The organism is Hymenobacter crusticola, assembly GCF_002154225.1.
Classification (GTDB): Bacteria; Bacteroidota; Bacteroidia; order Cytophagales; family Hymenobacteraceae; genus Hymenobacter; species Hymenobacter crusticola.
This window is the reverse complement of the sequence record NZ_MTSE01000006.1, coordinates 174,507-200,341: the sequence shown is the minus strand read 5'-3', so window position 1 is coordinate 200,341 and position 25,835 is coordinate 174,507. Positions and strand designations below refer to the sequence as shown.

The window sequence follows — 25,835 nt, the reverse complement described above, 5'->3', positions numbered from 1 at the left end:
CGTTCGATCATAAGCTAGCGGCCTACGGCTACCTCGCGTTTGGTGGCTTGCACCGGCCTAGGCCGGATCTTGGTGCCTTCTTTCAGGCTGCCCACGCCTTCCACAATTACTTGCTGCCCCGCTTTCAGGCCCTGCTGCACCACAAACGAGCTGCCGTCGGGGGTAGGCACTACCGTGATGGCGGCGGCGTGCGCGGCCGTGTCGCGACCTAGCACATAGGTGAAGCGCTTGCCCTGCAATTCGTAGGTGGCGCTTTGTGGAATGATGAGTACATTCTCCATCGGGCGCATTGTGCGGACCAAGCCGCTGCTGCCGCTGCGCAACAAGCCCTGGGGGTTGGGGAACGTAGCACGGAAGCTGCTAGCACCCGTTTCGGTATTGATCTGTCCGATAGCTGTTTCCACCCGGCCCGTGTGTGAGTACAGGCTACCATCAGCCAGCACTAGCCGGACGTCGGGCACCTTGGCTAGCTTTTCCTGCAGGGTGTTGCCGGCCCGGCGACGTGCAAAATCTAACAAGGCTTTTTCGCTCAGAGAGAAATATGCGTACACCTTGCCGGTGCTCGATACGGTGGTGAGCGGGTCGGCGGAAGTGCTGCTCACCAAGCTCCCGATCTTGTTGGGGATCGTGCCGATAATGCCGTCGACGGGACTGGTGATGTTGGTGTACCCTAGGTTAGTTTCCGCATTGACTAGCGCTGCCCGTGCCTGCGCTAAGGCTGCCTGGTTGGCTTGCAGCGTGTATTCGGCGCCTTCTAGCTGGTATTTGCTGATGATGTTGCGCGCTACCAGCGGTTGCACTTTGGCCACGCCCATGCGTGCCGCCGCCACGTTGGCCTCGGCGGTTTTGATGCCGGCCCGCGCCGTGCGCACTTCTTGTTCGTACTGCGGAGCGTTGATGTGAAAGAGCCGTTGCCCCTTTCTCACGCTGGCGCCTTCGTCCACGTAAATGGCCTCAATGAAGCCGTCAATCTTTGGCCGAATCTCAACGTTTTGCTGTCCCTGAATAGTAGCCGGATAATCCTGGAAGAGCGTAATGGTATCAGGGCGCACCGTTAGCACCGAATAGTCTTTGATCGGAGCCGGCCCGTCGCCTTTGCCTTCGCCACCAGGACCGCCAGCCGTATCTTTTTTCTTGGAGTTGCAGGCCACAACGCTGGAAAGCGCTATTAGTACCCCAACCGTTCGGCCGAGCCAATGTGTTATCATATACAACGTATGCAATAGAATGATCCTTAGGTCAAAGGATCTATACCTGATACGCAAGCGCCGTATAAAAAGCTAGGGTGTTTGGGCGGTGAAATTGTGCCCTTAGGCGATTAGTTCGGTTTCTCTGAGGAGAGGCTTCTTTCACACGTGGAAAGAAGTGTAGAAATAGCTTTTGTCGAAAGGTGCCGTGCCGCGCGGCAGGCGCTAGGGCCCTAGTGTCTTATTTCGCAACGTGTAAGGCGGGACGCTCTGGCGGCGCCGTGGGCGCTTGGCTTTGGGCCTCCATCAGCAACAAGAGCCTTTCTTCCTCCAAGTCGAGCTGCGTTTCCTGTTTGCGGATTACGTCGTCGTCGTACTCTTCTTGGCTGCGGAGCTTGAGAAGCGCCTGCCGCTGCACCCCGATTAGCTCGGAGTAGATATGGTAGTATTCCGTTACTTCCTGCTCGTCGTTTTCTACGGCTGGCAGCTGATGCGTCGACAAGTGCGCCTCTTTCTCTAGCTTCTGCTTTAGGGCGCCAACGAGGCTGCTGCGCTGCACTTGCGTGGCGTACTGCTCATTTAGTGTGTCGAGGGCTTGCGCAATCAGCTGGCTGCGCACGGCTCGTTGCTGCTCATGCTCGGGCTGCAGATGATCTAGGTCTTCCACGCCCACCCAGCGAATGAGCCAGGGCAACGTTAGGCCTTGCCCCACTAGCGTCATCAGAATCACGATAAAGGTGATGAACAGCACCATATTACGTTCTGGGAATGGCCGTCCCGCATTGTCGAGCAGCGGAATGGATAAGGCAGCGGCCAACGATACTACGCCGCGCATGCCCGAGCACCCCACAATCACCGGGCCGCGCCAGCCCGGATTAGCGTCGCCTACCGTGATGTAGCGGCTAACCCAGTGCGTGAAATGTGAACTCAGCAAAGCCGTAATCAGCCGCGTGACAATCACAACGAAGCTGATGAGCAAGCCGTAGCCAATGGCTTCGAGTTTGGAGTAAGCACCTAGGCTGTTGATGATGAGCGGCAGTTGTAAGCCAATCAGCATAAAGACGGCTCCGTTCAGCACGAAGCCCACTGTCGCCCACGTGTGAATACCTTGCCGGCGGTTGGCGGGGGTGAAGATGGTGGCGCTCTGGTAGGAAAGAAATAGCCCGCCGCTTACTACGGCCATCACACCCGATGCATGCACCGCCTCAGCTGTCATGTATAGGATGTAGGGTGTGATGAGCGTGAGGACCGTGTGCGTGCTAGGGGTTACGGTTAGCCAACGGTGCAAAGCATAGAATACCAAGGCAATACCTAGCCCCACCGCCACCCCTAGTACCGTAACCAGCACAAATTGTCCCGCCGCCTCATACCACACAAACGAACCCGAGAGCACCGCCGCCAGGGCGAAGCGGAATACAATCAAGCTGCTGGCATCATTGACCAGACTTTCACCTTCCAAAATGGCCATGATGCGCCGGGGCAGCGACATGCTGCGCATCACCGAAGTAGCTGCTACCGCATCGGGCGGCGAAACGACCCCACCTAGCAAGAAGCCGAGGGCCAATGTGAAACCCGGAATAACTGCCCACGACACGTAGGCTACAATGCCGGAGGTAAGAAACACCAACCCAAAGGCGAGAAAACTAATGACGCGCCGCCACCGCCAGAAATCCTTCCAGGAGGTAAACCAAGCCGCCTCGTAGAGTAGTGGCGGCAGAAAAATCAGGAAGATCAGGTCGGGGTTGATCTTGACCAACGGCAGCCCCGGTACAAAGCTGAGGGCTAGCCCGCCAAGCACGAGCAGAATCGGGTAAGGCAGGCGCAAGCGCTGACTCAAGATGATGAGTAGGCAGACCGTTAGCAGCAAGCCAAGGCAAAGCAGGAGGGTTTCGTGCATAAGAGCTCAACGAATGAGTATTGCTACGGCCAGGTAGTCGTACGCACTGGTTATGAGCTACAAAGCTCAGGCTAATAGCCACCGCTAGCGTTGCCAAAATCAAACAAATACTTACACAAAGCAAATTAAGCTGGACACTGCGCCTGTGTGCTAAGCCTTAAGTGTAAATACAAGGCTGCCCTGCTGCGCTTAACAACGCCTCTCTGCCGCTTCGTTGAGCTAGCAGTAGATGGTACTCTTGCGGTAAAGAGGCGTCGACTGGCACTTCCCTGCGGTTACTCTAGATAATAATGCCTGATCCTGTTGAAGTTATCGTCTAGCTCATACACGAGTGGCACGCCTGTGGGAATATCCAGCTGAGTTACTTCTTCGTCGGATAGGTGGTCGATGTACTGCACCAAAGACCGCAGGCTGTTGCCGTGGGCACACACAATGACCTTCTGCTGCTTGCGGATAGACGCCATGATGTGCTCGGTCCAGAAGGGCATTACCCGCGTAAGTGTTTCGCTAAGGTTTTCGGTGAGCGGCAACTCCCGATGAGTAAGGTGCTGATAGCGAATGTCGTGGCCGGGAAAGCGCGAGTCGTTGGGGTCGATAGCAGGCGGGTGCTCTTGCGGGCTGCGCCGCCACTTTAGCACCTGCTCTTCCCCGTACTGCGCTGCCACTTCTTCTTTATTCAAGCCCTGCAAGGCGCCGTAGAACCGCTCGTTGAGGCGCCACGACTTTTGCACCGGAATCCAAAGCAAGTCCATGGCTTCCAGGGTCGTGTGCATGGTTTTGATGGCTCGTTTCAAGACCGAAGTAAAGCCGATGTCGAATGTGTAGCCATTCTTTTTCAGCAACTCGCCGGCGTGAGCGGCCTGCTGAATACCTTCGGCCGAGAGGTCAACGTCGGTCCAGCCCGTGAAGCGGTTTTCTAGGTTCCACACGCTTTGGCCGTGGCGCAGTAGCACTAATTTCTCCATGTGATAAGCGAGCTGGTGAAGAAAGCTCAAAGAGGCAGTACGAGCAAGAATAGCTTCCGGGCGTGTTGAGCAAAAGCTAGCTCTACTTTGCCCGGTGAATGATAAACACGCTGAGCAGAATTATTGCCATGCCGAGCAGGTGCCACCCGTTGATAACTTCCCCGTCCAGCAGCCCCCACCCAAGCGCCACAATCGGTACCAGATAGGTGTTGGAAGAAGCAAACAAGGCCGTCGATTGATGGATGAGCTTGTTGAACAACACCATCGCCACGGCCGTGCTCATAGTGGCGAGCAAAGCAATGTAGCCGAAGGCCACCCAGGCGCCGGGCACGGTAGCAAGCTTATGTAGAAACCCGGTACCGACCAGCAGAAAAGCTAGGGCAGGGCCGCCAATAAAGAGCAGCAACAACGCAGTAACAGCCACCGGCGGAATGCCATGCAGGTGATGCTTTATCACGTTGACGCTCACCCCGTAGCCGACGGTAGCTGCTACGATGTAGAGGCCGTACCAGGCGTTGCCCACGCCAGCCGGCGTAGCCTCGCCGCCACTGCCGCCCAATAGCATAAGTACGATAGTTCCTACCAAGCCTAGCCCAATACCGAGTACCCGCAGCCCGGTTAGGCGTTGCCCGAAAAAGAACGCGCCCACAACTAAGGTGAAGACTGCCGTAAGCGCATTGAGTACGCCCGCCAGCCCCGAGGCTAGCTTGGTTTCAGCATAAGCAAATAGAAAGGCTGGAATGAGGGTGCCGACAATGCCGCTCAGTAGCAACCACTTAATACGGCTGCGCTCTACTTGGCGCACGTGTTGTAGCGCAAATGGCAGCAGTAGCAAGGCCGCTACGCTTACGCGAGTAGCACCTAGCTCTAGTGGAGAGAAGACTACCAGGCCCTTCTTCATCAAAATGAACGAGGTGCCCCAAATGGTAGCCAGCAACAGCAGCAGCCCCCAAGCAGTGGGCGGGATGGTAGGGGAGGGCGGTAGTGCCGTTGGGGCAGAAGCAGAAGAAGTAGAAGCCAAAGTGGTAGCAGGTCAACGGGATGTAGCCGTTCGGGCAGCAAGTTGGCAAAAAGGTCTTTGTGAATGCCCCGGTGTGTTCACCTAGCTCCTGATGCAAGCTCTAATACGACCTTTATTACGCTGCCGCGGGAAGGTCTGGAAGCCAGTCAAACGAGTCGTTGTTACACTGTTCAACTGGCTTCCAGGCCTTCCCGCGGCAGGAGGACAATAATTGTGAAGATGCTAGCCTACCATCACCGGTTCAGCGGCGATGATTTCTTCCAGAATCTCGCGGATGATTTCGGGCTGCTCGGCGTCTACTAGGCGGGTGCGCCACTGTTTGGCACCCTCCAGGCCGCGGAAGTATTGGGCGTAATGGCGGCGCATTTCAAAAATACCGGCGCGCTGTCCTTTCCACTCCAGGCTTTTCTCGAAGTGCATGCGGCACATCGCCACGCGCTCTTCTACGGTAGGCGGCGCCAGTAGCTCGCCAGTGGCTACGTAGTGTTTCACCTCACGGAAAATCCAGGGGTAGCCGATACTGGCTCGGCCAATCATCACGCCATCTACACCGTAGCGGTTTTTGTATTCGAGGGCTTTCTGGGGCGAGTCGATGTCGCCGTTACCGAAGATCGGAATCCGAATGCGCGGGTTTTCCTTGATCTTGGCGATGAGGCGCCAGTCGGCGTCGCCCTTGTACATCTGCACGCGGGTACGACCGTGGATGGTAAGCGCTTCGATGCCAACGTCCTGTAAGCGCTCAGCTACTTCCTCTACGTTTTTGGTCGTATCGTCCCAACCTAGGCGGGTTTTTACCGTCACGGGTAGGGGGGTGTTGCGTACTACGGCGGCAGTCATGTCCACCATCTTCGGAATGTCGCGCAGCAGCGCCGCGCCAGCCCCCCGGCAAGCGACTTGCTTTACCGGGCAGCCGTAGTTGATGTCGATAAGGTCGGGGCCAGCTTCGGTGCTGATGCGGGCGCACTCGCCCATGGTATCCACATCGGAGCCAAACAGCTGAATGCCAATGGGTCGTTCGTAATCGAACACGTCGAGTTTTTTCTTGCTCTTGGCCGCGTCGCGAATCAGGCCTTCCGAGGAAATAAACTCGGTATACATCAAATCGGCGCCGTTGGCCTTGCACACGGCCCGGAACGGCGGATCCGATACGTCCTCCATCGGGGCGAGCAAAAGCGGGAAATCAGGCAGAGCTAGGTCGCGGATATGTACCACAGGAAAAGTGATTACAGGATTTTACGCAAATTTACGACGGTTACTCAGTATTGAGTAGGGAGACGTGAGTATTGAGCAAAGAGCCGGGTGAATGCAAGCACAACAAGCTAGGCTGTTGCCCCGTTGCGTTTGCCTCTTGGTTCTGGCTTACGTATTTCTTGCCGAACCTACTCCTATCTACTCAGTACTTACGTCTCCCTACTCAATACCAACTCGCTATGAAAGGTTTCGTCTCCAGTCGTTTGCACCCGCTCGTGAACCTCATTTTGCTGGTGGGTATCATGCTGGCGGCGTTCTGCGTAGCTGGCTTTTTTATCATGGTAATTGGGCATTTGGTCTTCGGGCTAGGCGCTCTGGAGTTAGGCAATGTGACGCAGAACCCGGCGGCGTATGAGCAGGGCTGGGCTTTCACAATGTTGTCGCAGGGGGTGCTGCTGTTCGTGGGGTTTGGCTGCTCGGCGCTGGCACTGGCTGCGGCTACCGGCAATAGTCTGCCGCAGTACTTCGCCCCGCGCCGACCCGTACCGCTTTGGTGGCTGCTGGCGGCGGGCCTGCTGATTCTCGGTACCATTCCATTTATGTCGGGGCTGATTGACTGGAACGCGCACGCGCACTTTCCCTCCTTCTTGAAAAACTTCGAGGCGAATGCCCGCGCCATGGAAGATAAGGCCCAGGAACTCACCAAGTACTTAACCAGCTTCACGTCTTTCACGCGTTTTCTGGTTGGGTTGCTGGTTATTGCCGTGGTGCCAGCTATTAGTGAAGAGCTGGTGTTTCGGGGCGTTATTCAGCGCAACTTAGTGCAGTGGTTTGGGTCGCGGCACCTAGGTATTTGGGCGGCGGCCACCGTTTTCAGTGCTATTCACTTCCAGTTTTTTGGCTTCGTGCCGCGCCTAGTACTGGGCGTGCTGCTAGGGTATTTGTACGAATGGAGCGGCAACATTCTGGTGCCCATGGCCGCGCACTTCACCCAAAATGCCTTCCAATTGCTTCTGCTTTACTTGCAGCAGCGGCACGTGGCCAACACCTTCAATCCCGATTCTACGGAGAGCTTGCCCTGGCCGCTGGTACTAGGCTCAGTGCTGCTTACGGCCTTATTGTTGAGGGGGCTGCACCGCTGGCTAGCGGTTCCGGTTGCGTCGGATGAAGTAAGGATACCCACCGAAATGCACACCCTCAGTAGTGGCGGCGCCGCCGTAGCAAAGCCTGATTCCTACGTGCCCTCCACGGGGCGTACCCTAGGCCGGGCCGGCGTTGATGGCAGCCACCAAGATTCCACTCGTTGATCCTGACCGCAGATAGCGTACCCTTATTTTTCTTCCTCCTTGGCTAGCTCTCCCGCCCCTCCTGAATCTGTTTCGCAGCCCCCCGCCGGTAAGAAACCCATGTCGAACCTAGGTCAGCGCTTAATTTTCGGCGTGATTGGCGCCGTGGTGCTGCTCAGCTGTATCTGGTACAGCGCCTGGACGTTTGCTGTGTTCTTCGGGCTAGTGCAGATGCGCATGCTATGGGAGTTCTACCGCATGATGCGCAAGGCAGGGTATAAGCCGGCGGCATTGGTAGGAGGAGGGTTGAGCGTGGTCATGTTTGGCTTGATCCATTTTCTGAACGGAGTATATCATTACGCAGGTGTACCCCGCCCAGCAACAGCATACCCAAGTGGCGAAGTTGGTAAATGGTTTGAGTTCGTTCCAGTTGGCCAGAACGCACTGATTGCTTTGGCGGTGCTGCTGCCCACGCTGCTCATCTTGCGCGAAATGTTTGCCTGGCCCCGGCCAAATCAATCTTTCACACCCTTTGCCAATGTAGGCGTGGCTTTGCTTGGGCTGCTCTACGTGAGCCTACCGATGAGCTTGCTCAACGCATTGGTTTTCAACGAAAGAGGCTACGACTACCGCCGTGTCCTCGCCTTGCTGCTGCTCGTCTGGACGGCTGATATTGGGGCGTATGCCGCTGGCAAAACCTTTGGCAAGCACAAGCTAGCGCCTGCTATTTCTCCCGGCAAAACCTGGGAAGGCTGGCTGGGTGGTACGCTGCTTACTTTGCTGGTGGGCTGGGGGCTAGGCTACTTACTGCCCGAAATGCCACTTGCGTCTCGCTTAGTGGCCGCGGGCGTGGTAGCGGTATTTGGCGTACTCGGCGACCTAGCCGAATCCATGCTCAAGCGTAGCGTCGACTTGAAGGATTCTGGTCGCATCATGCCCGGCCACGGCGGCCTGCTCGACCGGTTCGATGCTTTCTTGTTTGTGGTGCCCGTGCTGGTAGTCTTGCAATTATTGTTCGGTTAAGAATTTGCCCCTGCGGAGTTCCTATCGCATTGAGCTTGTGTTTGTTCATAATTAACACACCAACCGCTATCTAAATAGACAACCATTGCACGGGATTTGCACCTGTTGTGTTGTCTTAAACGTATGCAGGGGAGCTATTACCTTTGCCTCAACTTTTTTATGGGCTGTAGCTTCCACCCATTGTTTACGGCTCAATTTCTCTCCACCCACCCATAATTCCCTATTCACATGCCTCCTGTTAGCACTGTGTATAAAGAGCCGGCCCCGCTCGTGGACCGCGAAAATCCTCTCGAATCCATGATGTCGCGCTTTAATGTTGCGGCTGAGATTCTGGGGCTTGACGACGAGACGTACAACGTCCTGAAAGCGCCTGACAAGCAGATTATCGTCAGCATTCCCGTGACCATGGACAATGGGCAGCGGCGGGTGTTTGAGGGTTACCGTGTGGTGCACAACACCATCCTAGGTCCTTCGAAAGGTGGTATCCGCTACGATATGCACGTTCACCTCGACGAGGTGAAGGCCCTAGCTGCCTGGATGACTTGGAAGTGTGCTGTAGTCGACATTCCGTATGGCGGTGCCAAAGGCGGCATCATCTGCGACCCTAGCACCATGAGCCCCGGTGAGATTGAGCGTATGACCCGCGGTTATACGCTGGCGATGAAAGACGTATTCGGCCCCGACCGCGACATTCCGGCGCCTGATATGGGCACTGGTCCCCGCGAAATGGCGTGGCTGATGGACGAATTCTCCAAGACCACAGGCATGACCTCGCCCGCCGTCGTGACGGGTAAGCCGCTGGTGCTTGGTGGCTCGCTGGGCCGCGTTGAGGCTACTGGCCGGGGCGTGATGGTAGCCGCCATTGCGGCTATGAAAAAGCTGGGTATGGAGCCAACTGAATCGTCGGTAGCCGTGCAAGGCTTTGGTAACGTTGGCTCTTGGGCTGCAAAGCTGCTCGCCGAGAAAGGCCTGAAAGTGAAAGGCATTTCCGACGTCAGCGGCGCTTATTGGAACGAAGCCGGTATCAACGTTGATGAGGCTATTGCCTATAAAAACGCGCATAGTGGCCGCCTCGATGGCTTCACGGGTGCCGTGAAAATGGACGCTGACGAGCTACTCGTCTCGCCTGTTGATGTGCTAGTGCCAGCTGCCGTCGAAGACGTAATCAATGAGCATAACGCTCACGATATTAAGGCTAAGCTGATTGTAGAAGGTGCAAACGGGCCAACAGCCGCCTCCGCCGACTCCATCATTCGCGATAAGCGCATCATGGTGGTGCCGGATATTTTGGCTAACTCGGGCGGGGTTACCGTATCATACTTCGAGTGGGTACAAAACCGCCTCGGCTATAAATGGAGCGAGGATATGGTAATTGAGCGCGCGGAGCGTATCATGTCCGACGCGTTCGAGAAAGTGTACGCCACGGCTGAGAAATATAACGTAACGATGCGTATTGCTGCGTACGTAGTGGCCATCGACAAAGTAGCCCAGACGTACAAGTACCGCGGTGGTTTCTAATCTGGTCGGCGCGGCACCCAATAAACTTCGTTAATTAGCCTGATTTTGTAACCAATTGGCGATTGTTGCCTTAAAAGCATAAACTTAGATACGCCCGGACCCTATGGTCCGGGTTATCTTTGTCCGCCATTCGTACTTTCGTTTTCCGAACCAACCCCTAGGCAACTTTTTTTGCCGCCCCGCCTGTTCGACTAACCAAGCTATTTAACGCTGCTTTAAGTACTTAATTTGGTGTTAAAGGAAAGTCAGCGCAGCTAATCTGCGATTTATGAAGATTCACAAAGAAGGACGACGCATACTCTTTTTTACTATCCTAGCCCTGCTAGCCGTCAATTTGCTGTTGTTTCAGCTGAATGCCCGCAACGTAACGTTCAATCGGATCTTTGCGGCCATCTCGGCGGTGGCTTTTTTGCTGTTGTTGCAGTTCTTCCGCAGCCCCTACCGCAACTTGCTGACGCACGAAGACCTGCTGATCGCGCCGGCCGATGGGAAAGTAGTAGTGATTGAGGACGTGCACGAGCCCGAGTACTTCGATGATGTGCGCAAGCAGATCAGCATCTTCATGTCGCCGATCAATGTGCACATCACCCGCAACCCGATTTCGGGTATTGTGCGCTACTTCAAGTATCATCCTGGCAATTATTTGGTTGCTTGGCACCCCAAGAGCAGCACCAAAAACGAACGCACAACGGTAGTAGTTGAGTCAGATGCCGGTCCGCTCGTGTTGTTCCGCCAGATTGCTGGCGCCATGGCTCGCCGTATTGTTTGGTACGTAAACGAAGGCGATGAAGTAAATCAGGGTGAGGAGTTCGGCTTCATCAAATTCGGCTCCCGCGTGGACGTATTCGTGCCCATGGATACTGACATTAAAGTGCAGCTAGGTGATAAAGTAAAAGGTGGCGAAACCGTCATCGCGCAACTCAAGACAACTTCCCCTTCGCTATTTTGAAACGGCTACAACGTCTGTTCGTACTGTACCGCAAAGCTCCTTGCTCCCCGCAAGGAGCTTTTTATTTGACCATATCCTGAAAGCTAGCATGCTATAAAGCAATGATTTGTGAAATAATGGAAAGATTTGCCTTCCTTAGTTGCCTGCCACACCTCATTTGCGCCTAGCCCCGACCCGCTTTCAGTTGCTCTTTCTTTACTGAGAAAAGAAGTGCAGCGTGGTCCCTTACAGTTCTTTAGTCCAGCGTCTTTTGCTACTAGAACCTAGGTGGTGCTTATTCTTACTGCGCTCAAATCAGACCGCTTTGCTCTGTCCTATAGAAGGAGCTTGTAGCATTACTTCTGGGAGAGGATGGCCTGCTTTTGCGCGCATTCCCCCAAAAGCCTTGCTGTTGAGCAGAATGCAGCCAAGCTGAAATTTCGTGTTCGGTTGTTTTTGTAAGTGTCTAGCAATCAACAGCTGAATCAACACGATAGATTGATTTGCCCTCTATTTTGACCGAAAGCACCCCGCTATTTCCTGTAAGGGGCCTGTACTTTTGACTTACCTGAATGACAGTTTTTTGGAGTGCCCAACCATTCTTCTACCTAACCCTATGCCCTCATGACGAACTCTTCTTTACTCAATTTTCTGGCACTTCTGCTGGTTTGTGCGCCCAAAACTGGCGTTAGTGCTGCACCAGTTACAAGGGGTGCAGGCGCCGACTTTTCAGCTCTCATTCCCAACGAGCTAAAAAATGACCTTATACCGCAATCGTTTGCAAACTTTATAAATGACGCCTATAACGATTGCATTGCAGAGCCTCCCGTCCCGGTAAAAGGCAGAGTCGTGGGGCCAAACAAGGAAGGGATACCTGGAGCGACTATCGTGGTAAAGGGCACTACCCTAGGTACTACTTCCGATGCGGAGGGGAGTTTTAACTTGTCATTGCCCGACGGCAATGCCACGCTCGTTGTTTCTTCCATTGGGTTTGCCAACCAGGAAATAGCAGTTAATGGCCGTTCTGACCTGACCATCACGTTGCAAAACGATACGAAGGCGCTTGACGAAGTAGTTGTAGTGGGCTATGGTACGCAACGGCGCGAAGATGTAACGGGTGCCATTTCGTCGATCAAAGCCGAGGATATCCGCACACAAGGATCTAACACCGTACAGAAATCCTTGCAAGGCCGCGTGGCGGGGGTGCAGATCGAGTCCTCAGGCGGTGATCCGGGTTCGGGCGTGCGCGTGATTATCCGTGGCGCTGGTTCCCTCAACAACAATAATCCCCTCTACATCGTGGACGGCGTGCAGGTAGACAACATCAACAACTTGCAACCAACGGACATTGCCTCGTTCGACGTATTAAAAGATGCCTCCGCCGCAGCTATTTATGGCTCGCGTGCCGCCAACGGGGTAGTGCTCATTACCACGAAAAGTGGTAAAAAAGGCGAGAACCGCGTCAATTTTGACGCTTACTACGGCGTGCAGCAGATTGCTAAGAAGATTGATGTGCTGAATGCTTCCGAGTGGGCCACGGTGAGTAATGCCGCACATGATAATGCTGGTTTGCCTCGGTTGGATATCGCGCAGAATCCGGAAAGCTTGGGTGCGGGTACCGATTGGCAGAAAGAGATTTATCGCACGGCGCCTATGCAGAACTATACCCTAGGGGCTAGCGGCGGCGGCGACAACTTCACCTATAGTTTGTCGGGTGGCTACCTCGATCAGCAAGGCATCGTCAAGAAGACGGATTATGACCGTTGGAATCTGCGCCTGAAATCTGACTTTACGAAAGGGCGGGTACGGATCGGGGAAACCATTATTCTCACCCGCGAATACTGGCGCACGATGGCCGGTGGGTGGGGCGGTCAAGGGGGCAACCCGGTAGGCTCGGCCCTGAAAATGATTCCAGTGTTCGACGTGTATGATCCGGCCGCAGTGGGAGGCTATAGCGGTGCCGCTGGTCCGGTAACAAACATTGCCAACCCCGTTGCGCAGTTGAACCTTGAAGTGCCCGAAACCAGAACGACAACTGCGATAATAAACGGCTTTGCAGAGGTGTCGTTGATTGAAGGCTTAAAGTATCGGCTAAACCTAGGCTACACGGGCACCTACGGCTCCTTCAACGATTATACATACCCGTACATGGTAGGCGCATTATTTAAGAACGCCGACGCCGATTTAAGTCAGAACAAAAGCGAGCAAAACTATTTCCTGCAAGAGCACACGCTCAACTACAGCAAGGTCTTTGGTAAGCACAATATAAACGCGCTGGTCGGCTACACGTACCAGAACACGAAGTACAACATCTTGTCGGGCTCTAAGAGCGGAATGCCTACTGGCATACAAGTGCTGGATGCTGGTACCACGAACATTGCCAGTGGTGGCTACGCCCGCGAAAACGCGTTGCTCTCCTACCTAGGTCGGTTGGTGTACTCCTACGATAACCGCTACGTCGTGACCGGGACGTTCCGGCGAGATGGTTCTTCTCGCTTCGGACCCGCTTACAAATACGGCAACTTTCCCTCTATCGCCTTGGCGTGGAACGTGGTGAATGAGAGCTTCTTTCAACCGCTACAGGGCGTGATTACGAACCTGAAAATTCGCTCCAGCTACGGCATCTTGGGTAACCAAGAAATTCCCGACTACCGCTACGTGCCGCTGATTGCCTCTAATACAAACTACGTGTTGGGCCAGACGCAGCAGCTTTGGTCGGGAGCAATCCAGACGGCGTTTGCAACGCCAAACATCAAGTGGGAAACGTCGAAGACGTTCGACATTGGTACCGATTGGGGCTTCTTTCAAAATAAGCTAAACCTGACGGCCGATTACTTCATTCGTCGCAACTCGGATATTCTGCTGCAAGTGCCCATCCCGCTAACTACAGGAGCTAGCGGTAGTGCCCCTTACATCAACGCTGGGCAAATCACGAACAAAGGGGTAGAGGCCGCGCTGACGTATAACAACAAAATTGGCGAGTTCAACTATCAAGTAACCGGCACGTTCACGGCCATCGACAACAACGTTGATTTCCTTGGCACCGGTACGCAGCAAATCTCTGGTGGCCAGCCCACGCACCACGGCGCCTCCGCCACAATAACCCAAGCTGGCGGACCGGTAGGAGCTTTTTACCTGATCAAAACGGCGGGCATCTTCAATTCGCAAGATGAGATTAATGCTTATAATGTGGAAGGACGGCTCATCCAGCCAAGCGCTAAACCCGGCGACATCAAGTTCGTGGACTACGACGGCGATGGTACCATCAGCCAAGATGATCGGCAGTACTGCGGCAGCCCCACGCCGAAGTTTAGCTACGGGTTTGGCAGCAACACTTCTTGGCGGAACTTCGACCTGAGCTTCTTCTTCCAAGGTACGTACGGCAACAAGATCTACAACGGCGCGCGCGAGGACTTGGAGGGCATGAACATTGAAATCAACTACTCGCCCGCTACGCTGAATGCCTGGACTCCAGATCGGCACACGGACTTCCCTCGTGCCGTTATCAACGACCCAAACCTGAATAGCCAGACCTCAGACCGGTTCCTGGAAAGTGGCTCCTACTTACGGATGCGGACCTTGCAGCTAGGGTACACGCTCCCGAAAAGCATCCTGACTTCTGCCAAAATCAACAGCTGCCGCTTCTATGTCAGCTTCGATAATCTGTTTACCATCACCAAGTACACCGGCTTCAACCCCGACCTAGGTCGCTATAATGCAAGCGCTACGGGTGGCGGCATTCTGGACCGCGGCGTGGACTTTCCGCACGTGGCTTATCCGCTGTCGCGGACCTCTTTGCTCGGTGTGCAGGTTTCTTTCTAACGGCTTAAATTCTCATGATAATGAAACGTATTCTTTACGCGTCTTTTCTGGCGCTCAGCTTAGTAGCATGCACCAAGGAGCTTGAGCAGGTAAGTCCTAACTCCATTGTTGAAACCAACTTCTGGAAAACGGATGCCGATTTCATGTCGGGTCTCGCAGCTACGTATAAGGTATTTCATGATGTGAACAACGGCTACTTTGGCGTGCGGGGCATCGAGCTAAGCAACGGCCGAGGCGACGACTTCTTCATCCGCAACGACGTGAAGGACTTGTATCAGCTTTCTACCTTCACCAACAATGCTACTACCGGTACGCCAAGTGGCATCTTTACAGGCTTTTACACGGGTATTTTCCGCGCCAATCAAGTTATCGAGAAAGCCTCACAAAGCAGCCTCTCCGATGAAGCAAAGACGCAGTTCATTGCAGAGGCGCAGTTTCTACGCGGGTTGAACTACTTTCTCCTCGCTATCAATTTTGGGTCGGTGCCCATTATCACGACGGTGCCCACAGAACGCTCGCAATATTTCGTGACCCAATCGCCGGAGCCTGAGGTGTGGGCGCAAGCCATAAGCGACTTTCAAGCCGCTGCTGCTGGTTTGCCAACTACTTACCCCGCTGCCTCTGTGGGCCGGGCTACGAAGGGCGCCGCTATCGGGATGCTAGGTAAAGCGTACGTATACCAGAAAAACTGGGTAGAAGCAGAAAAAGCGTTTAAGCAACTAGCTCAGCCCAATGGTACGGCGCAGGCGCCTTACACCTACGACCTAATGCCCAAGTTTGAGGACAACTTCTCAAAGAGCACCGACAACAACATGGAGTCGTTATTTGAGATTCAGAATCAGAACGTGGGCGGTTCTCAACCTTGGGCCGGCGAAAATGCTAACGAGTCGCTGGGTGTAACAACTGCTCAAGAGTTTGCACCTACTGAAGTAGCGGGTTGGTTTGAGGTGTCTCCCACCGATAAGTTGTTCAATGAGTTCAAGAAAGAGAAGGCAGCTGGTGGCCGGTTTGACTATCGGATGTATTCGACGCTGGTCTGGAATTACGATTCGGCCATGTACTACAACCGGCCTTTCAAAAGCTTCAAGCTGGTGTTTGGCTATAGCTCGCTAATCCGCAAATACCAGAACTGGCACGAAAACGACGAAGGCATCTTCATCTCCGAAATCAATGAGAAGGTGCTGCGCTACGCCGACGTTCTGCTGCTCTACGCCGAAACCCTAACGATGCAGGGCCGCACCACCGATGCGTATCCGCTGGTGAACCGTATTCGTGCGCGTGCTAAGCTAGCTTCATTAGCTACGGGCTTCACCGCCGAGCAGATGATGGCCGAGATTCGGCATCAGCGCATGCTGGAGTTCTTCCGCGAAGGCCAACGCTTTTATGACCTGAAGCGCTGGGGCTTGCTGGAGCAGGAAGTCAAGAATAGCGATAAGGTAGGAAAAGAGTTCTTCTCATCGAAGTTCGCCTACTTCCCCATTCCGCAGGGCGAATTGAACACGAACCCGAACATGAAACAGAACGCAGGCTGGTAAGGATAAAGTGCTTTAATGAAGAATGGCCCTAGTTGCTACCAGCAACTAGGGCCATTCTTTTGTAGCGGCACCTAGGTCGAGAGTTATTACTCTACTACCAAACGACCGGTATAGTACTCGCCATTAGGTGCAGTGGCTTTCAGTGCATATAAGCCGGCCCGCAAGCTAGGCAGCGCCAAGTGGGTCGGCTCTGATCCTACGGTCTGCTGGCACATGACGCGGCCTAGGGCATCGCTTAAGTAAAGGGTAGTGCCTTTTGGAAGGGCACCGAGTTGAACATCCGCTGCGCTAGTAGTGAGGGATGGGTAAACAGCAAGTGACTGCGCGTTGTGGCTAGCCTTAGTGTTCAGTACGGCGTTGCCTAAGCGGGCAATAAAGCCATAGCCAGAGTTGATGGTGAGGCTAGGCAGATTGCCGAATACCGTATTGTACCCACCTTGCCCTCCTAAGTAAAGGTTACCGGCTTGGTCATTGGTAAGACTATTGATCAAGGAAGAACCTTTTGCTTGATGACTCCACTGTACATCCCCTTGTTCTGTGAAACTAATTACGAAAGCATAAAGGTCCCATTCGTTTAGGCCCGAAAGGGTAAGCTCAGGTGATACCGTAGCGGTGCCAGCTACGCCCCCACCCAGAAGTACGCTACCACTTGGCATCAGGAGTAGCGCGTTGCCACGGTCATACTTTTTACTGCCAAAGCTATGTGCCCAAAGAGGTGCTCCAGCAGGATTGTACTTAACTAAATATACATCACCTTCCCCTGCACTATTAAGTGCATACGATCCAAAATTTACTCCTGTGTTAGTCTTACTATCGTTAGTAAAAGTGCCGGTGAGATAAGTGTTACCGGCCGCATCGGTACGTAATGCTTCCAGAGAGACGTGGCCCTTGCTGCTAGTCGCCGATTGAGCCGCCCATTGAGGATTTCCCTGAGCATCATAGCGGACTAAAAAGACAGCACCTGTGTTAGTTGGTGCTGTCACGGTATGAGATCCGAAACGAATTTTACCCGCAAAAGAACCACCCAAGTAGGGTGACCCGCTAGCATCAAATCCCAGCTTGTAAGTTTCCCCTGAACTGATTGGGGTAGTTTCTGTCGTTTCCACTGCGGCAGCGCTAGCCCAGTTCACGCTTCCGTTAGGAGAGAGTTGCAGCAGTACAGGACCAGCGCCAATGGAATTTTCAAGTTGTACTGCATCAAACTGAGCGCCGCCTTTCAGCTGCGCCGCTATATATACTACTCCGGTTGGGCTCACAGCTACGGCCCGGCCACTTACTTCCCCTGCAACGCTGCCAGAACTGCCAAAGCAACGCGCCCAAAGTATTGCTCCTGTAGGGTCGTATTTAACGACATACAGATTATTTCCCGGATTACTAGGGGGAAGAACGGTAGTAGGAGTTAGCGTAATCGAAGAAGATAAGGTACCAACCACGTAAGTATTACCGGATGCATCTAAAGCTATACCACTAGGAACTTCATTGTCTGAACGTCCTCCAATTTGCCGTCCCCATATGATGTTACCTTGCGCATCATGTTTGACCAAAAAACCATCCACCCCATTTGCTGTGAATGTCTGGTTGCCGAAGCTAGTTGTCCCAACGAAGCTGCCTGCTACATAGGTGTTACCAGTATTGGGCTCAGTGACGCTTGTCTGGACATAAGAGGAAACGGAAGCTAGTGCTTTAGCCCATTGCCATTGGGGAGCACCCACCGATTGAGCTTGGCTAGTGGATAAAGTAGCTGCTAAAAACAGCCAGGTAGGCACTAAAGCGCGACCGTAACGAGGTAATAAAGAGGCAAGCATAAAAGATTAGACTAAAGATGGAGTTTGAAGGGAAAAGCTAGGTTAAACTCGGTAGCACACGTGAAAGACACTGAGCAAGCGGGGTGTTGCTAGGACAGCAGAAGTCATAAAACGGCAGAATTTGCCTCGTAGTACAAAAATATATTGATAACTGATTTAAACTGTTCTTAAGAAGATAGCTGCGCATCAAAAAGGCTGACCACATTGGTCAGCCTTTTTGATTGATCTACTAAATAGACTTGATAATCTTATTTCCAAGCGGCCTGTTGCAGCACCACGCGGTAGCCATCAGCATCTTCAAACGTGACGCCATGCTCATCCCAGTACGGGTTGAAAGAAGCAACTGGATCGAAGCCATGTTCCTGCATGCGACTTACTGCTTGTTGCCAAGCACCTAGGTCAGGAAGGTAGAAAATCAATAGATTATCCTGACTGGGGGCTCCTGCCACTGTGTGCCCACGATGATGCGTGAACTCGAAGTGGTACGAGCAACCCCGCCGGCCAAGCATTACTCCGTCGAAGCCATTATGGTCCTCAAACTGATACAGTATCTCCAACCCCAATCCGTCGCGGTAGAAGGGGAGAAGCTTGCCGATATCGTTGGTCGGGCGAGCGACGCGCAGGACCGGTGTAGCCATCAAAACCAGCTAGCCATGAACGTGGCGAGTTGCTCGAGGTGTACTTGGTCGTCGTGGTCGAAGTCGTTGAGCAGGTCGCTATCTACGTCGAGCACCATGACCACGCGTCCTTCTTTCAGCACTGGCACCACAATTTCGGAGCGTGAGGCACTGCTGCACGCAATGTGCCCCGGAAATTGATCAACGTCCGGCACCAGCAGCGTTGCGGCCTGCGCCCAACTTGCCCCGCAAACTCCCTTGCCGTGCCGGATGCGCGTGCAAGCAACGGGCCCTTGGAAAGGACCTAGCACCAGCTCATCGTCTTTTACCAAGTAAGCGCCCACCCAAAAAAATCCGAAAGTCTGCTTCAAGGCGGCCATCGTATTCGCTAAGTTGGCCGTGAGGTCAGGCTCGCCGGTTGTAAGCGCTTCAATTTGAGGAAGAAGCTGACGATACTTTTCGGCTTTGGTCAGGGTCGCGTCGAGAATAAGGTCTTCCGCCATGGGTTCGTTCTTTATTTCTTGTTGTCAATTTTTCGGTTGAGGGAGCTAGCAAAACCAAGTGAGAAGGCAAAACTAGTAGCCAATAGATTTGTGCTGGCAGCCCATTTGGTTACTCATTGTGGTAAATAAACAATTCATCGGCGCCAAAGGTGAGATGCTCGCGCAAACCAGCTAGCCCCGTCTTGGGCGCCAGGATGCCGCCACCTAGCTTTTTGCTGTTGCGGAGTACCCGGGCTTCGTCCCACAAACCGTCACGCATCAGAGAGTTGAGCACCGTAGGGCCGCCTTCCACTAGCACCGACTGCACATTGCGCCGGTAAAGATCAGCGAATAGCTGCGGAAACAAGTCATCGGCTTCGGCAAGCTCCACGAACTCTAGGTTGGGCTTGTTAGCTCGCTCGCGGTAGGTGTATACCACCGTCGGAATCTGACCATCGAGCACGTGATGCGCAGGCGGTAGGCTGAGGTTTTTGTCGATAATCACTCGCAGTGGCGCTTGCCCAAACCACTCGCGTACGTTGAGGTTTGGGTTGTCGTGCAAAGCCGTTCGGGTGCCGATCAGGATAGCTTGCTCATCGGCCCGCCACTGGTGCACTACCATACGAGCTAGGTCCCCACTGATTTGGATGGGTTGAAAGTATGGGCCTGCCAGAAAGCCATCCGACGTTTCAGCCCACTTCAATACTACGTAGGGACGCTTTTTTTCCTGGAAGGTGAAGAAGCGTCGGTTCAGCCATCGGCCCTCTGCGGCCAGCACGTCTGTTTCCACCTGAATGCCCGCTGCCCGCAGCTTATCGATACCTCGGCCCGATACCAAGGGGTTGGGGTCTAGGTTGCAGATAACTACTTCTTTCACCTTTTTTTCAACAAGCAAGTCGGCGCAAGGAGGCGTTTTGCCATGGTGCGAACAGGGCTCCAGCGTTACGTACACCCGGCTTTCGGGCAGCAGACTTTCGTCCGTTACCGCGGCTATAGCATTCACCTCCGCGTGCGGCCCGCCGTATTGGCGGTGCCAACCTTCCCCGATTATGCGGCCTTCGTGCGTTATTACGCAGCCTACTACTGGATTGGGCCGGGCGTAGCCAGTGCCAAGCCGCGCTAGGTCGAGCGCACGGCGCATCATTAGGGTATCAAAATCAGACATAGGGTGGGTGGGGAGAGAGGTGGAACGCAACAGGTGAGCGGATAAGCAGAAGCGAAGTAGGCAAATGTGCGACAGTAATTTGATGTTCTATTTACCAGTTTGTGCGTCAATCTCCCAACTTCGCCCTTCGCTAACGCTTTCAGCCACTACCTAGCCATGTTATGCCTACCATTCGCCAATTGACCGCTGATCTTACAACTGCCTTGGCTACCGTGTATCCTAGCTCGGAGGCAGCTGCCATTGCGGGGGTAGTGCTAGAGCATCTGTTGCAGCTGTCACCCCTTCAGCTGCGGATGCAGGCTAATGAGGCAGTTGCCACCTCTACTGTTGCGCAAATACCAGCACTCCAAGCTAGGCTGCTGCGCCACGAGCCGGTGCAATATGTGCTAGGCGTCGCCTGGTTTGCCGACATGGAACTAGAGGTAACTCCAGCTACTCTCATCCCCCGTCCCGAAACCGAGGAGTTAGTTCGGCTTATTGCCGCCGAGCAAAAGGGTAAACCAGGGCTAGCCGTGCTAGACGTCGGTACGGGAAGCGGCTGCATCCCATTGGCGCTGAGTAAGATGCTAATCGATGCGCGCATCATCAGTGTAGATATTTCCGCCGAGGCTCTGGCTGTCGCGCGTCGGAACGCGGCGCGTTACCAAGCGCCCGTCACATTTCAGCAAGTTGATATTCTGCGGGAGGAACCCCACGGCCTAGGTATGCAGTCGCTAGATATAGTAGTCAGCAATCCGCCGTACGTGCTGGAGCTAGAGCGGCCACTGATGCGCCCTAATGTGCTCGACTATGAGCCGGCCACTGCCTTATTTGTGCCCGATACCGACCCTTTGCTCTTTTACCGGCGCATTGCCGAATTGGGTCAAAAGTTGCTACGACCGGGCGGCACGCTCTACTTTGAGATCAACGAACAGTATGCCACTCCGCTAAGCGACCTTCTCATCACCCTAGGGTATAATCAGATACAGGTGCACCAAGATTTGTTTGGCAAGGAACGAATGCTGCGGGCAGATTGGAGAACAATAGCATAAGATATCCCTCCAACGCACGTACTTTTCTCACTATCAAGGCTCGCAACTACTAAAACCTTTACCTTTGCCCGCTAAAAAGTAGCTTACGCGCTACATTCACCTTTTCCGCTCTCTGTGACCGAAATTCCTGCTTACTTCGCGCACCCAACCGCCATTTTGGACGAAGGCTGTCGCATCGGGAACGGGTGCCGAATCTGGCATTTCGCTCATCTGATGCCGGGCTGTGAGCTAGGGGAGCAGTGCAGCATTGGGCAGAATGTAATGGTGGCTGACGGGGTGCGGCTAGGTCGTAATGTGAAGGTGCAGAACAACGTAAGTATTTACAGCGGCGTGGTGTGCGAAGATGATGTGTTCCTGGGCCCTTCCGTAGTTTTTACCAACGTGAAGAATCCGCGCAGTGCCGTGCCACGCCGGGGTGCTGAGCATTACCAAACGACTTACTTAGAACAAGGCGTAAGCGTAGGGGCCAATAGCACTATTGTGTGCGGGGTGCGGTTAGGGCAATACGCCTTCGTGGGCGCCGGCTCAGTGGTGACGAAAAATGTAGCACCTTTCGCTTTGGTATACGGTAATCCGGCGCGGCCCCGCGGCTGGATGAGTGCCTACGGCCACCAACTTGAATTTGACCATGCCGGCCGCGCAACGTGCCCCGAAAGTGGCGAGCAGTACGAGCTAACTACAGATCAGCAAGTAAAGCGAATTTCTCCGATTCAGAATTTATAACTCATACTCTTAGGATTCCCGTCGTGTACGAGCAATTACTTCAAAAACAGGCCAAGCTAGCCGTTATTGGCCTAGGGTACGTGGGCCTGCCTATCGCCCTCGAGTTTGCCCGCAAACTCCAAGTTATTGGCTTTGATATCAATGCCGAGCGCGTTGAGATGATGCGCAACCAAGTGGACCCAAGTGGGGAACTGGAAACCAAAGACTTCGAAGGCTGCGACATCGTGTTCACCGACTCGCTCGACGTGCTGCGCGAGGCACAGTTCTTCATCGTAGCTGTTCCTACGCCCATCGACGAGCATGCCATGCCCGACCTGAAGCCGCTGCTAGGTGCCTCATCCAGTGTCGGAAAAGTGCTCAAACAAGGCGATTACGTAGTGTTTGAGTCAACGGTGTACCCTGGCTGCACGGAAGAAGACTGCATTCCCGTGCTGGAAAAGCTTTCGGGGCTCAAGTTCGCCACCGATTTCAAGGTGGGGTACTCTCCCGAGCGCATCAATCCTGGCGACAAGGAGCACACGCTGGCGCGCATCGTAAAGGTGGTGTCGGGCTGCGACGAAGAGTCACTGGATGTGGTTGCCAAGGTGTACGAGCTGGTGGTAACCGCCGGAGTACACCGCGCTAGCAGCATCCGAGTAGCAGAGGCCGCCAAAATTATTGAAAACACCCAGCGCGACGTGAATATCGCCCTGATGAACGAGCTATCGATGATCTTCGACCGCATGAGCATCAACACCTACGAAGTGCTAGAGGCTGCCGGCACAAAGTGGAACTTCCTGAAGTTTTCGCCTGGCCTAGTGGGCGGCCATTGCATTGGCGTCGATCCTTATTACTTGACTTACAAAGCCAAAGAGCTAGGCTACGACGCTAAGGTTATTCTTTCTGGTCGCACCACCAACGACAATATGGGCGCTTACATCGCTCGTAAGACGGTGCAAATGATGATCAAGCAGGGCAAGGATGTGGCCAAGAGTAAGGTGCTCGTGATGGGCGCTACCTTCAAGGAAAACGTAGAAGATATCCGCAACTCGAAAGTGGCAGATGTCATTCAGGAGTTGAAAAACTTCTCCGTGAACGTTGACATCGTAGACCCACACGCTGACTCCGACGAACTGCACCACGAGTATGGCTTTCGCCTGACCCCTGCTGAGAACGTAGGTAAAGATTACGACGGCGTGATTGTAGCCGTGAGTCACAAGCCATACTTGGAGCTAGATGAAGCTTACTTTGAGTCCGTTACCTCGCCTAATGCTGTGGTCGTGGACATCAAAGGACTATTTCGCAACAAGATTCAGAAGCTACAGTACTGGAGCTTGTAACCTAGGTTGCGAAGCGTTATTGACAAGCTGTCTAGTTTTATCCCTCTTTTCCTTACCAAACGACTCAATTCTGAACACAAATGGAACGAGTAAAAATAGTAGTAACGGGTGGCGCAGGCTTTATCGGTTCCCACGCTGTTGTTGAGCTGTATGAAGCAGGCTATCAGCCTATTATTATTGACGACTTTAGCAACTCGAAAGAGTCGGTATTGCGGGGTATTCAGGATATCCTAGGGGTAGAAATCCCTAGCCATAACATTGATTGCGGGGATGAGTCGGCGCTGCGGGAAGTGTTTTCCAAGGAAAAAGACATTCAGGGTATCATTCACTTTGCGGCGTTCAAAGCAGTAGGCGAATCCTTGCAAAAGCCTTTGGCTTACTACCAAAACAACGTAGGCTCCCTGATGACATTGCTGAAGGTGATGCCCGATTTCGGGATTGAGAACTTTGTCTTTTCATCTTCTTGCACGGTATACGGCATTCCGGACCAACTACCGGTGACGGAGCAAACGCCCACTAAGCCAGCTACTTCGCCCTACGGCAATACCAAGAAGATGTGCGAAGATATCCTAACGGATGTGGCCAAGGCTACCACTTCGCTCCATACCATCTTGTTGCGTTACTTCAACCCAATTGGCGCGCATCCTTCCGCTAAAATTGGTGAGTTGCCTCTAGGTGTGCCGCAGAACCTGGTGCCTTTCATCACGCAAACGGCCGCCGGTATGCGTGAGAAGCTCACAATCTACGGTGATACCTATGACACACCCGACGGCACAAACATCCGCGACTATATCTATGTGGTGGACCTAGCTAAGGCCCACGTCGTAGCCGTGCAACGCTTGCTTGACAGAAAGGGCGAAGCAGTAGAGACCTTCAACGTTGGTACTGGTCGCGGCAACAGTGTGCTCGAAGTGGTACATGCCTTTGAGAAGGCAACCGGCGTGAAGCTGAACTACACTATTGGTCCGCCCCGTACCGGCGATGTGCCCGCCATCTACGCCGATGTGACAAAGGCCACAAATGAGCTAGGTTTTAAAACCACCTCTTCTCTGGAGGAAGCCCTAGCTAGCGCTTGGAAATGGCAGCAGACGTTAGCTAACAGTCAGTAGTGATTAGCTAAGAATCTGTTTTTAGGCATCATAAAAAGCTAGTGGCTAACCACTAACAGCTTACTACTCATGAAAATTATCATCACTGGCGGGGCTGGTTTTATCGGGTCACACGTTGTACGGCTTTTTGTAACAAAGTATCCTGAGTATCAGATCTTGAACCTGGATGCTTTGACGTACGCTGGTAACCTGGAAAATCTCCGCGACATTGAGCAAGCTCCTAATTATCGCTTCGTAAAAGGGGACATCGCCGATCAGGCATTCGTCGATGAGCTATTCGCCCGCGAGGAGCCCGATGCTGTGATTCACCTTGCTGCCGAGTCGCACGTGGACCGCTCGATTACGGACCCATTGGCTTTCGTGAAGACGAACGTGCTAGGTACCGTGCACCTGCTCAATGCGGCCAAGAATTTGTGGAAACCTAACGGTTACGAAGGACACACCTTCTATCACGTGAGCACCGACGAGGTATACGGGTCGCTGGAAATGGGCACGGAGATGTTTACCGAGGAAACTCCCTACGATCCTCGCTCACCCTATTCGGCCTCCAAGGCCTCCTCCGACCACTTCGTGCGGGCTTGGCATCATACCTACGGATTACCGGTTAAGCTGAGCAATTGCTCTAATAACTACGGTCCCAATCACTTCCCTGAGAAACTAATTCCGCTAGCCATTCACCGCATTCAACACGGCCAACCGGTGCCAGTATATGGCAAAGGAGAAAATGTGCGCGACTGGCTGTTCGTGAAAGATCATGCTACTGCCATTGATGCCGTGTTCCACAAAGGCAAGGTTGGGGACACTTACAACATTGGAGGTGTAAACGAATGGCAGAACATCGAGCTAATTCATTTGCTCTGCGATGTGCTCGATGAGAAAACCGGTAAGCCCCAAGGCACCTCGCGCAAGCTCATCACCTTTGTAACTGACCGCGCTGGCCACGACCTCCGCTATGCCATCGACTCGTCAAAAATTATGAACGAGTTAGGTTGGAAACCATCTGTCACCTTCGAGCAAGGCCTGGCGCAAACCGTTGACTGGTACCTAGCTAATAACGAGTGGCTGGAGCGCGTAACGAGTGGCGCTTACCAAGATTATTACCAGCAACAGTATTCTAATCGATAATAATTTCTAATCGTGAGTCTTGGAGTAGGAAAGGAGTTTCTCCCTAAGGGCTCACTACTCACGATTTCATACGTAATATTTCTAAA

General features: G+C 53.6%; 20 protein-coding genes. 11 read left to right on the top strand and 9 right to left on the bottom strand.

Going from position 1 to position 25,835, the window contains the following annotated elements; all coding sequences use genetic code 11:
• Positions 1–14 precede the first annotated feature (14 nt).
• The 5 genes from BXP70_RS13760 to dusB all read right to left on the bottom strand — a co-directional run bounded on the left by BXP70_RS13760 (position 15) and on the right by dusB (position 6,282).
• Entirely contained in the window at positions 15–1,208 is a 1,194-nt protein-coding gene (locus BXP70_RS13760) for an efflux RND transporter periplasmic adaptor subunit (protein ID WP_086594678.1), read from the bottom strand.
• 220 nt (positions 1,209–1,428) lie between these two features.
• On the bottom strand, positions 1,429–3,084 hold the full coding sequence (locus tag BXP70_RS13755; RefSeq protein WP_086594677.1) for a Na+/H+ antiporter: 1,656 nt from the start codon (positions 3,082–3,084) through the stop codon (positions 1,429–1,431).
• A gap of 275 nt (positions 3,085–3,359) precedes the next feature.
• On the bottom strand, positions 3,360–4,049 hold the full coding sequence (gene gpmA / locus BXP70_RS13750; protein WP_086594676.1) for a 2,3-diphosphoglycerate-dependent phosphoglycerate mutase: 690 nt from the start codon (positions 4,047–4,049) through the stop codon (positions 3,360–3,362).
• An 82-nt stretch (positions 4,050–4,131) separates the two neighbouring features.
• Positions 4,132–5,070 carry a DMT family transporter gene (locus BXP70_RS13745; protein WP_086594675.1) on the bottom strand — a complete coding sequence of 313 codons (939 nt, stop codon included), beginning with the start codon at positions 5,068–5,070 and terminating at the stop codon, positions 4,132–4,134.
• A gap of 222 nt (positions 5,071–5,292) precedes the next feature.
• A complete protein-coding gene (gene dusB, locus BXP70_RS13740; protein ID WP_086594674.1) occupies positions 5,293–6,282 on the bottom strand; it encodes a tRNA dihydrouridine synthase DusB in 990 nt (329 codons plus the stop codon).
• 218 nt (positions 6,283–6,500) lie between these two features.
• Here dusB and BXP70_RS13735 point away from each other — a divergent pair, with 218 nt between their 5' ends.
• The 6 genes from BXP70_RS13735 (at position 6,501) to BXP70_RS13710 (ending at position 16,373) form a co-directional block, all read left to right on the top strand.
• Complete coding sequence (locus BXP70_RS13735; protein ID WP_086594673.1) at positions 6,501–7,568, top strand: CPBP family intramembrane glutamic endopeptidase; 1,068 nt, start codon at positions 6,501–6,503, stop codon at positions 7,566–7,568.
• A gap of 39 nt (positions 7,569–7,607) precedes the next feature.
• Positions 7,608–8,570, top strand: coding sequence for a phosphatidate cytidylyltransferase (locus tag BXP70_RS13730; RefSeq protein ID WP_143436499.1), 963 nt, complete (start codon positions 7,608–7,610; stop codon positions 8,568–8,570).
• 228 nt (positions 8,571–8,798) lie between these two features.
• Positions 8,799–10,088, top strand: a complete 1,290-nt coding sequence (locus BXP70_RS13725; RefSeq protein WP_086594671.1) for a Glu/Leu/Phe/Val family dehydrogenase — start codon at positions 8,799–8,801, stop codon at positions 10,086–10,088.
• 268 nt (positions 10,089–10,356) lie between these two features.
• On the top strand, positions 10,357–11,037 hold the full coding sequence (locus BXP70_RS13720; protein WP_086594670.1) for a phosphatidylserine decarboxylase family protein: 681 nt from the start codon (positions 10,357–10,359) through the stop codon (positions 11,035–11,037).
• A 603-nt stretch (positions 11,038–11,640) separates the two neighbouring features.
• Positions 11,641–14,838 carry a SusC/RagA family TonB-linked outer membrane protein gene (locus BXP70_RS13715; RefSeq protein WP_086594669.1) on the top strand — a complete coding sequence of 1,066 codons (3,198 nt, stop codon included), beginning with the start codon at positions 11,641–11,643 and terminating at the stop codon, positions 14,836–14,838.
• A 20-nt stretch (positions 14,839–14,858) separates the two neighbouring features.
• Positions 14,859–16,373 carry a RagB/SusD family nutrient uptake outer membrane protein gene (locus BXP70_RS13710; protein ID WP_179197692.1) on the top strand — a complete coding sequence of 505 codons (1,515 nt, stop codon included), beginning with the start codon at positions 14,859–14,861 and terminating at the stop codon, positions 16,371–16,373.
• Between the two features lie 86 nt (positions 16,374–16,459).
• Here BXP70_RS13710 and BXP70_RS13705 read toward each other — a convergent pair whose 3' ends face one another.
• The 4 genes from BXP70_RS13705 to ribD all read right to left on the bottom strand — a co-directional run bounded on the left by BXP70_RS13705 (position 16,460) and on the right by ribD (position 20,442).
• Entirely contained in the window at positions 16,460–18,178 is a 1,719-nt protein-coding gene (locus BXP70_RS13705; RefSeq protein ID WP_086594667.1) for an SBBP repeat-containing protein, read from the bottom strand.
• A gap of 248 nt (positions 18,179–18,426) precedes the next feature.
• Complete coding sequence (locus BXP70_RS13700) at positions 18,427–18,816, bottom strand: VOC family protein (protein WP_086594666.1); 390 nt, start codon at positions 18,814–18,816, stop codon at positions 18,427–18,429.
• Positions 18,816–19,298, bottom strand: a complete 483-nt coding sequence (locus BXP70_RS13695; RefSeq protein WP_086594665.1) for a GAF domain-containing protein — start codon at positions 19,296–19,298, stop codon at positions 18,816–18,818. Before BXP70_RS13695 ends, BXP70_RS13700 begins: the two co-directional genes overlap by 1 nt.
• Before the next feature lie 109 nt (positions 19,299–19,407).
• Positions 19,408–20,442, bottom strand: coding sequence for a bifunctional diaminohydroxyphosphoribosylaminopyrimidine deaminase/5-amino-6-(5-phosphoribosylamino)uracil reductase RibD (ribD, locus tag BXP70_RS13690; RefSeq protein ID WP_086594664.1), 1,035 nt, complete (start codon positions 20,440–20,442; stop codon positions 19,408–19,410).
• Between the two features lie 161 nt (positions 20,443–20,603).
• Between ribD and prmC the strand changes: the two genes are divergently transcribed.
• From prmC to rfbB, 5 genes are all read left to right on the top strand, one after another.
• Complete coding sequence (prmC, locus tag BXP70_RS13685; RefSeq protein WP_086594663.1) at positions 20,604–21,473, top strand: peptide chain release factor N(5)-glutamine methyltransferase; 870 nt, start codon at positions 20,604–20,606, stop codon at positions 21,471–21,473.
• Positions 21,474–21,596: 123 nt separating this feature from the next.
• On the top strand, positions 21,597–22,196 hold the full coding sequence (locus BXP70_RS13680; protein WP_086594750.1) for an acyltransferase: 600 nt from the start codon (positions 21,597–21,599) through the stop codon (positions 22,194–22,196).
• A 23-nt stretch (positions 22,197–22,219) separates the two neighbouring features.
• Positions 22,220–23,515: a nucleotide sugar dehydrogenase gene (locus BXP70_RS13675; RefSeq protein WP_086594662.1), complete on the top strand. Its 1,296-nt coding sequence runs from the start codon at positions 22,220–22,222 to the stop codon at positions 23,513–23,515.
• A gap of 80 nt (positions 23,516–23,595) precedes the next feature.
• Positions 23,596–24,624: a UDP-glucose 4-epimerase GalE gene (galE, locus tag BXP70_RS13670; protein WP_086594661.1), complete on the top strand. Its 1,029-nt coding sequence runs from the start codon at positions 23,596–23,598 to the stop codon at positions 24,622–24,624.
• Positions 24,625–24,693: 69 nt separating this feature from the next.
• Positions 24,694–25,749 carry a dTDP-glucose 4,6-dehydratase gene (rfbB, locus tag BXP70_RS13665; protein WP_086594660.1) on the top strand — a complete coding sequence of 352 codons (1,056 nt, stop codon included), beginning with the start codon at positions 24,694–24,696 and terminating at the stop codon, positions 25,747–25,749.
• Positions 25,750–25,835 lie beyond the last annotated feature (86 nt).

What these genes read in the sequence shown, in the direction of transcription:
- BXP70_RS13760 (WP_086594678.1), bottom strand. Translation starts at nt 1,208, where the DNA reads ATGATAACACATTGGCTCGGCCGAACGGTTGGGGTACTAATAGCGCTT.
- BXP70_RS13755 (WP_086594677.1), bottom strand. Translation starts at nt 3,084, where the DNA reads ATGCACGAAACCCTCCTGCTTTGCCTTGGCTTGCTGCTAACGGTCTGC.
- gpmA (WP_086594676.1), bottom strand. Translation starts at nt 4,049, where the DNA reads ATGGAGAAATTAGTGCTACTGCGCCACGGCCAAAGCGTGTGGAACCTA.
- BXP70_RS13735 (WP_086594673.1), top strand. Translation starts at nt 6,501, where the DNA reads ATGAAAGGTTTCGTCTCCAGTCGTTTGCACCCGCTCGTGAACCTCATT.
- BXP70_RS13725 (WP_086594671.1), top strand. Translation starts at nt 8,799, where the DNA reads ATGCCTCCTGTTAGCACTGTGTATAAAGAGCCGGCCCCGCTCGTGGAC.
- BXP70_RS13720 (WP_086594670.1), top strand. Translation starts at nt 10,357, where the DNA reads ATGAAGATTCACAAAGAAGGACGACGCATACTCTTTTTTACTATCCTA.
- BXP70_RS13715 (WP_086594669.1), top strand. Translation starts at nt 11,641, where the DNA reads ATGACGAACTCTTCTTTACTCAATTTTCTGGCACTTCTGCTGGTTTGT.
- BXP70_RS13710 (WP_179197692.1), top strand. Translation starts at nt 14,859, where the DNA reads ATGAAACGTATTCTTTACGCGTCTTTTCTGGCGCTCAGCTTAGTAGCA.
- BXP70_RS13705 (WP_086594667.1), bottom strand. Translation starts at nt 18,178, where the DNA reads ATGCTTGCCTCTTTATTACCTCGTTACGGTCGCGCTTTAGTGCCTACC.
- BXP70_RS13700 (WP_086594666.1), bottom strand. Translation starts at nt 18,816, where the DNA reads ATGGCTACACCGGTCCTGCGCGTCGCTCGCCCGACCAACGATATCGGC.
- BXP70_RS13695 (WP_086594665.1), bottom strand. Translation starts at nt 19,298, where the DNA reads ATGGCGGAAGACCTTATTCTCGACGCGACCCTGACCAAAGCCGAAAAG.
- ribD (WP_086594664.1), bottom strand. Translation starts at nt 20,442, where the DNA reads ATGTCTGATTTTGATACCCTAATGATGCGCCGTGCGCTCGACCTAGCG.
- prmC (WP_086594663.1), top strand. Translation starts at nt 20,604, where the DNA reads ATGCCTACCATTCGCCAATTGACCGCTGATCTTACAACTGCCTTGGCT.
- galE (WP_086594661.1), top strand. Translation starts at nt 23,596, where the DNA reads ATGGAACGAGTAAAAATAGTAGTAACGGGTGGCGCAGGCTTTATCGGT.
- rfbB (WP_086594660.1), top strand. Translation starts at nt 24,694, where the DNA reads ATGAAAATTATCATCACTGGCGGGGCTGGTTTTATCGGGTCACACGTT.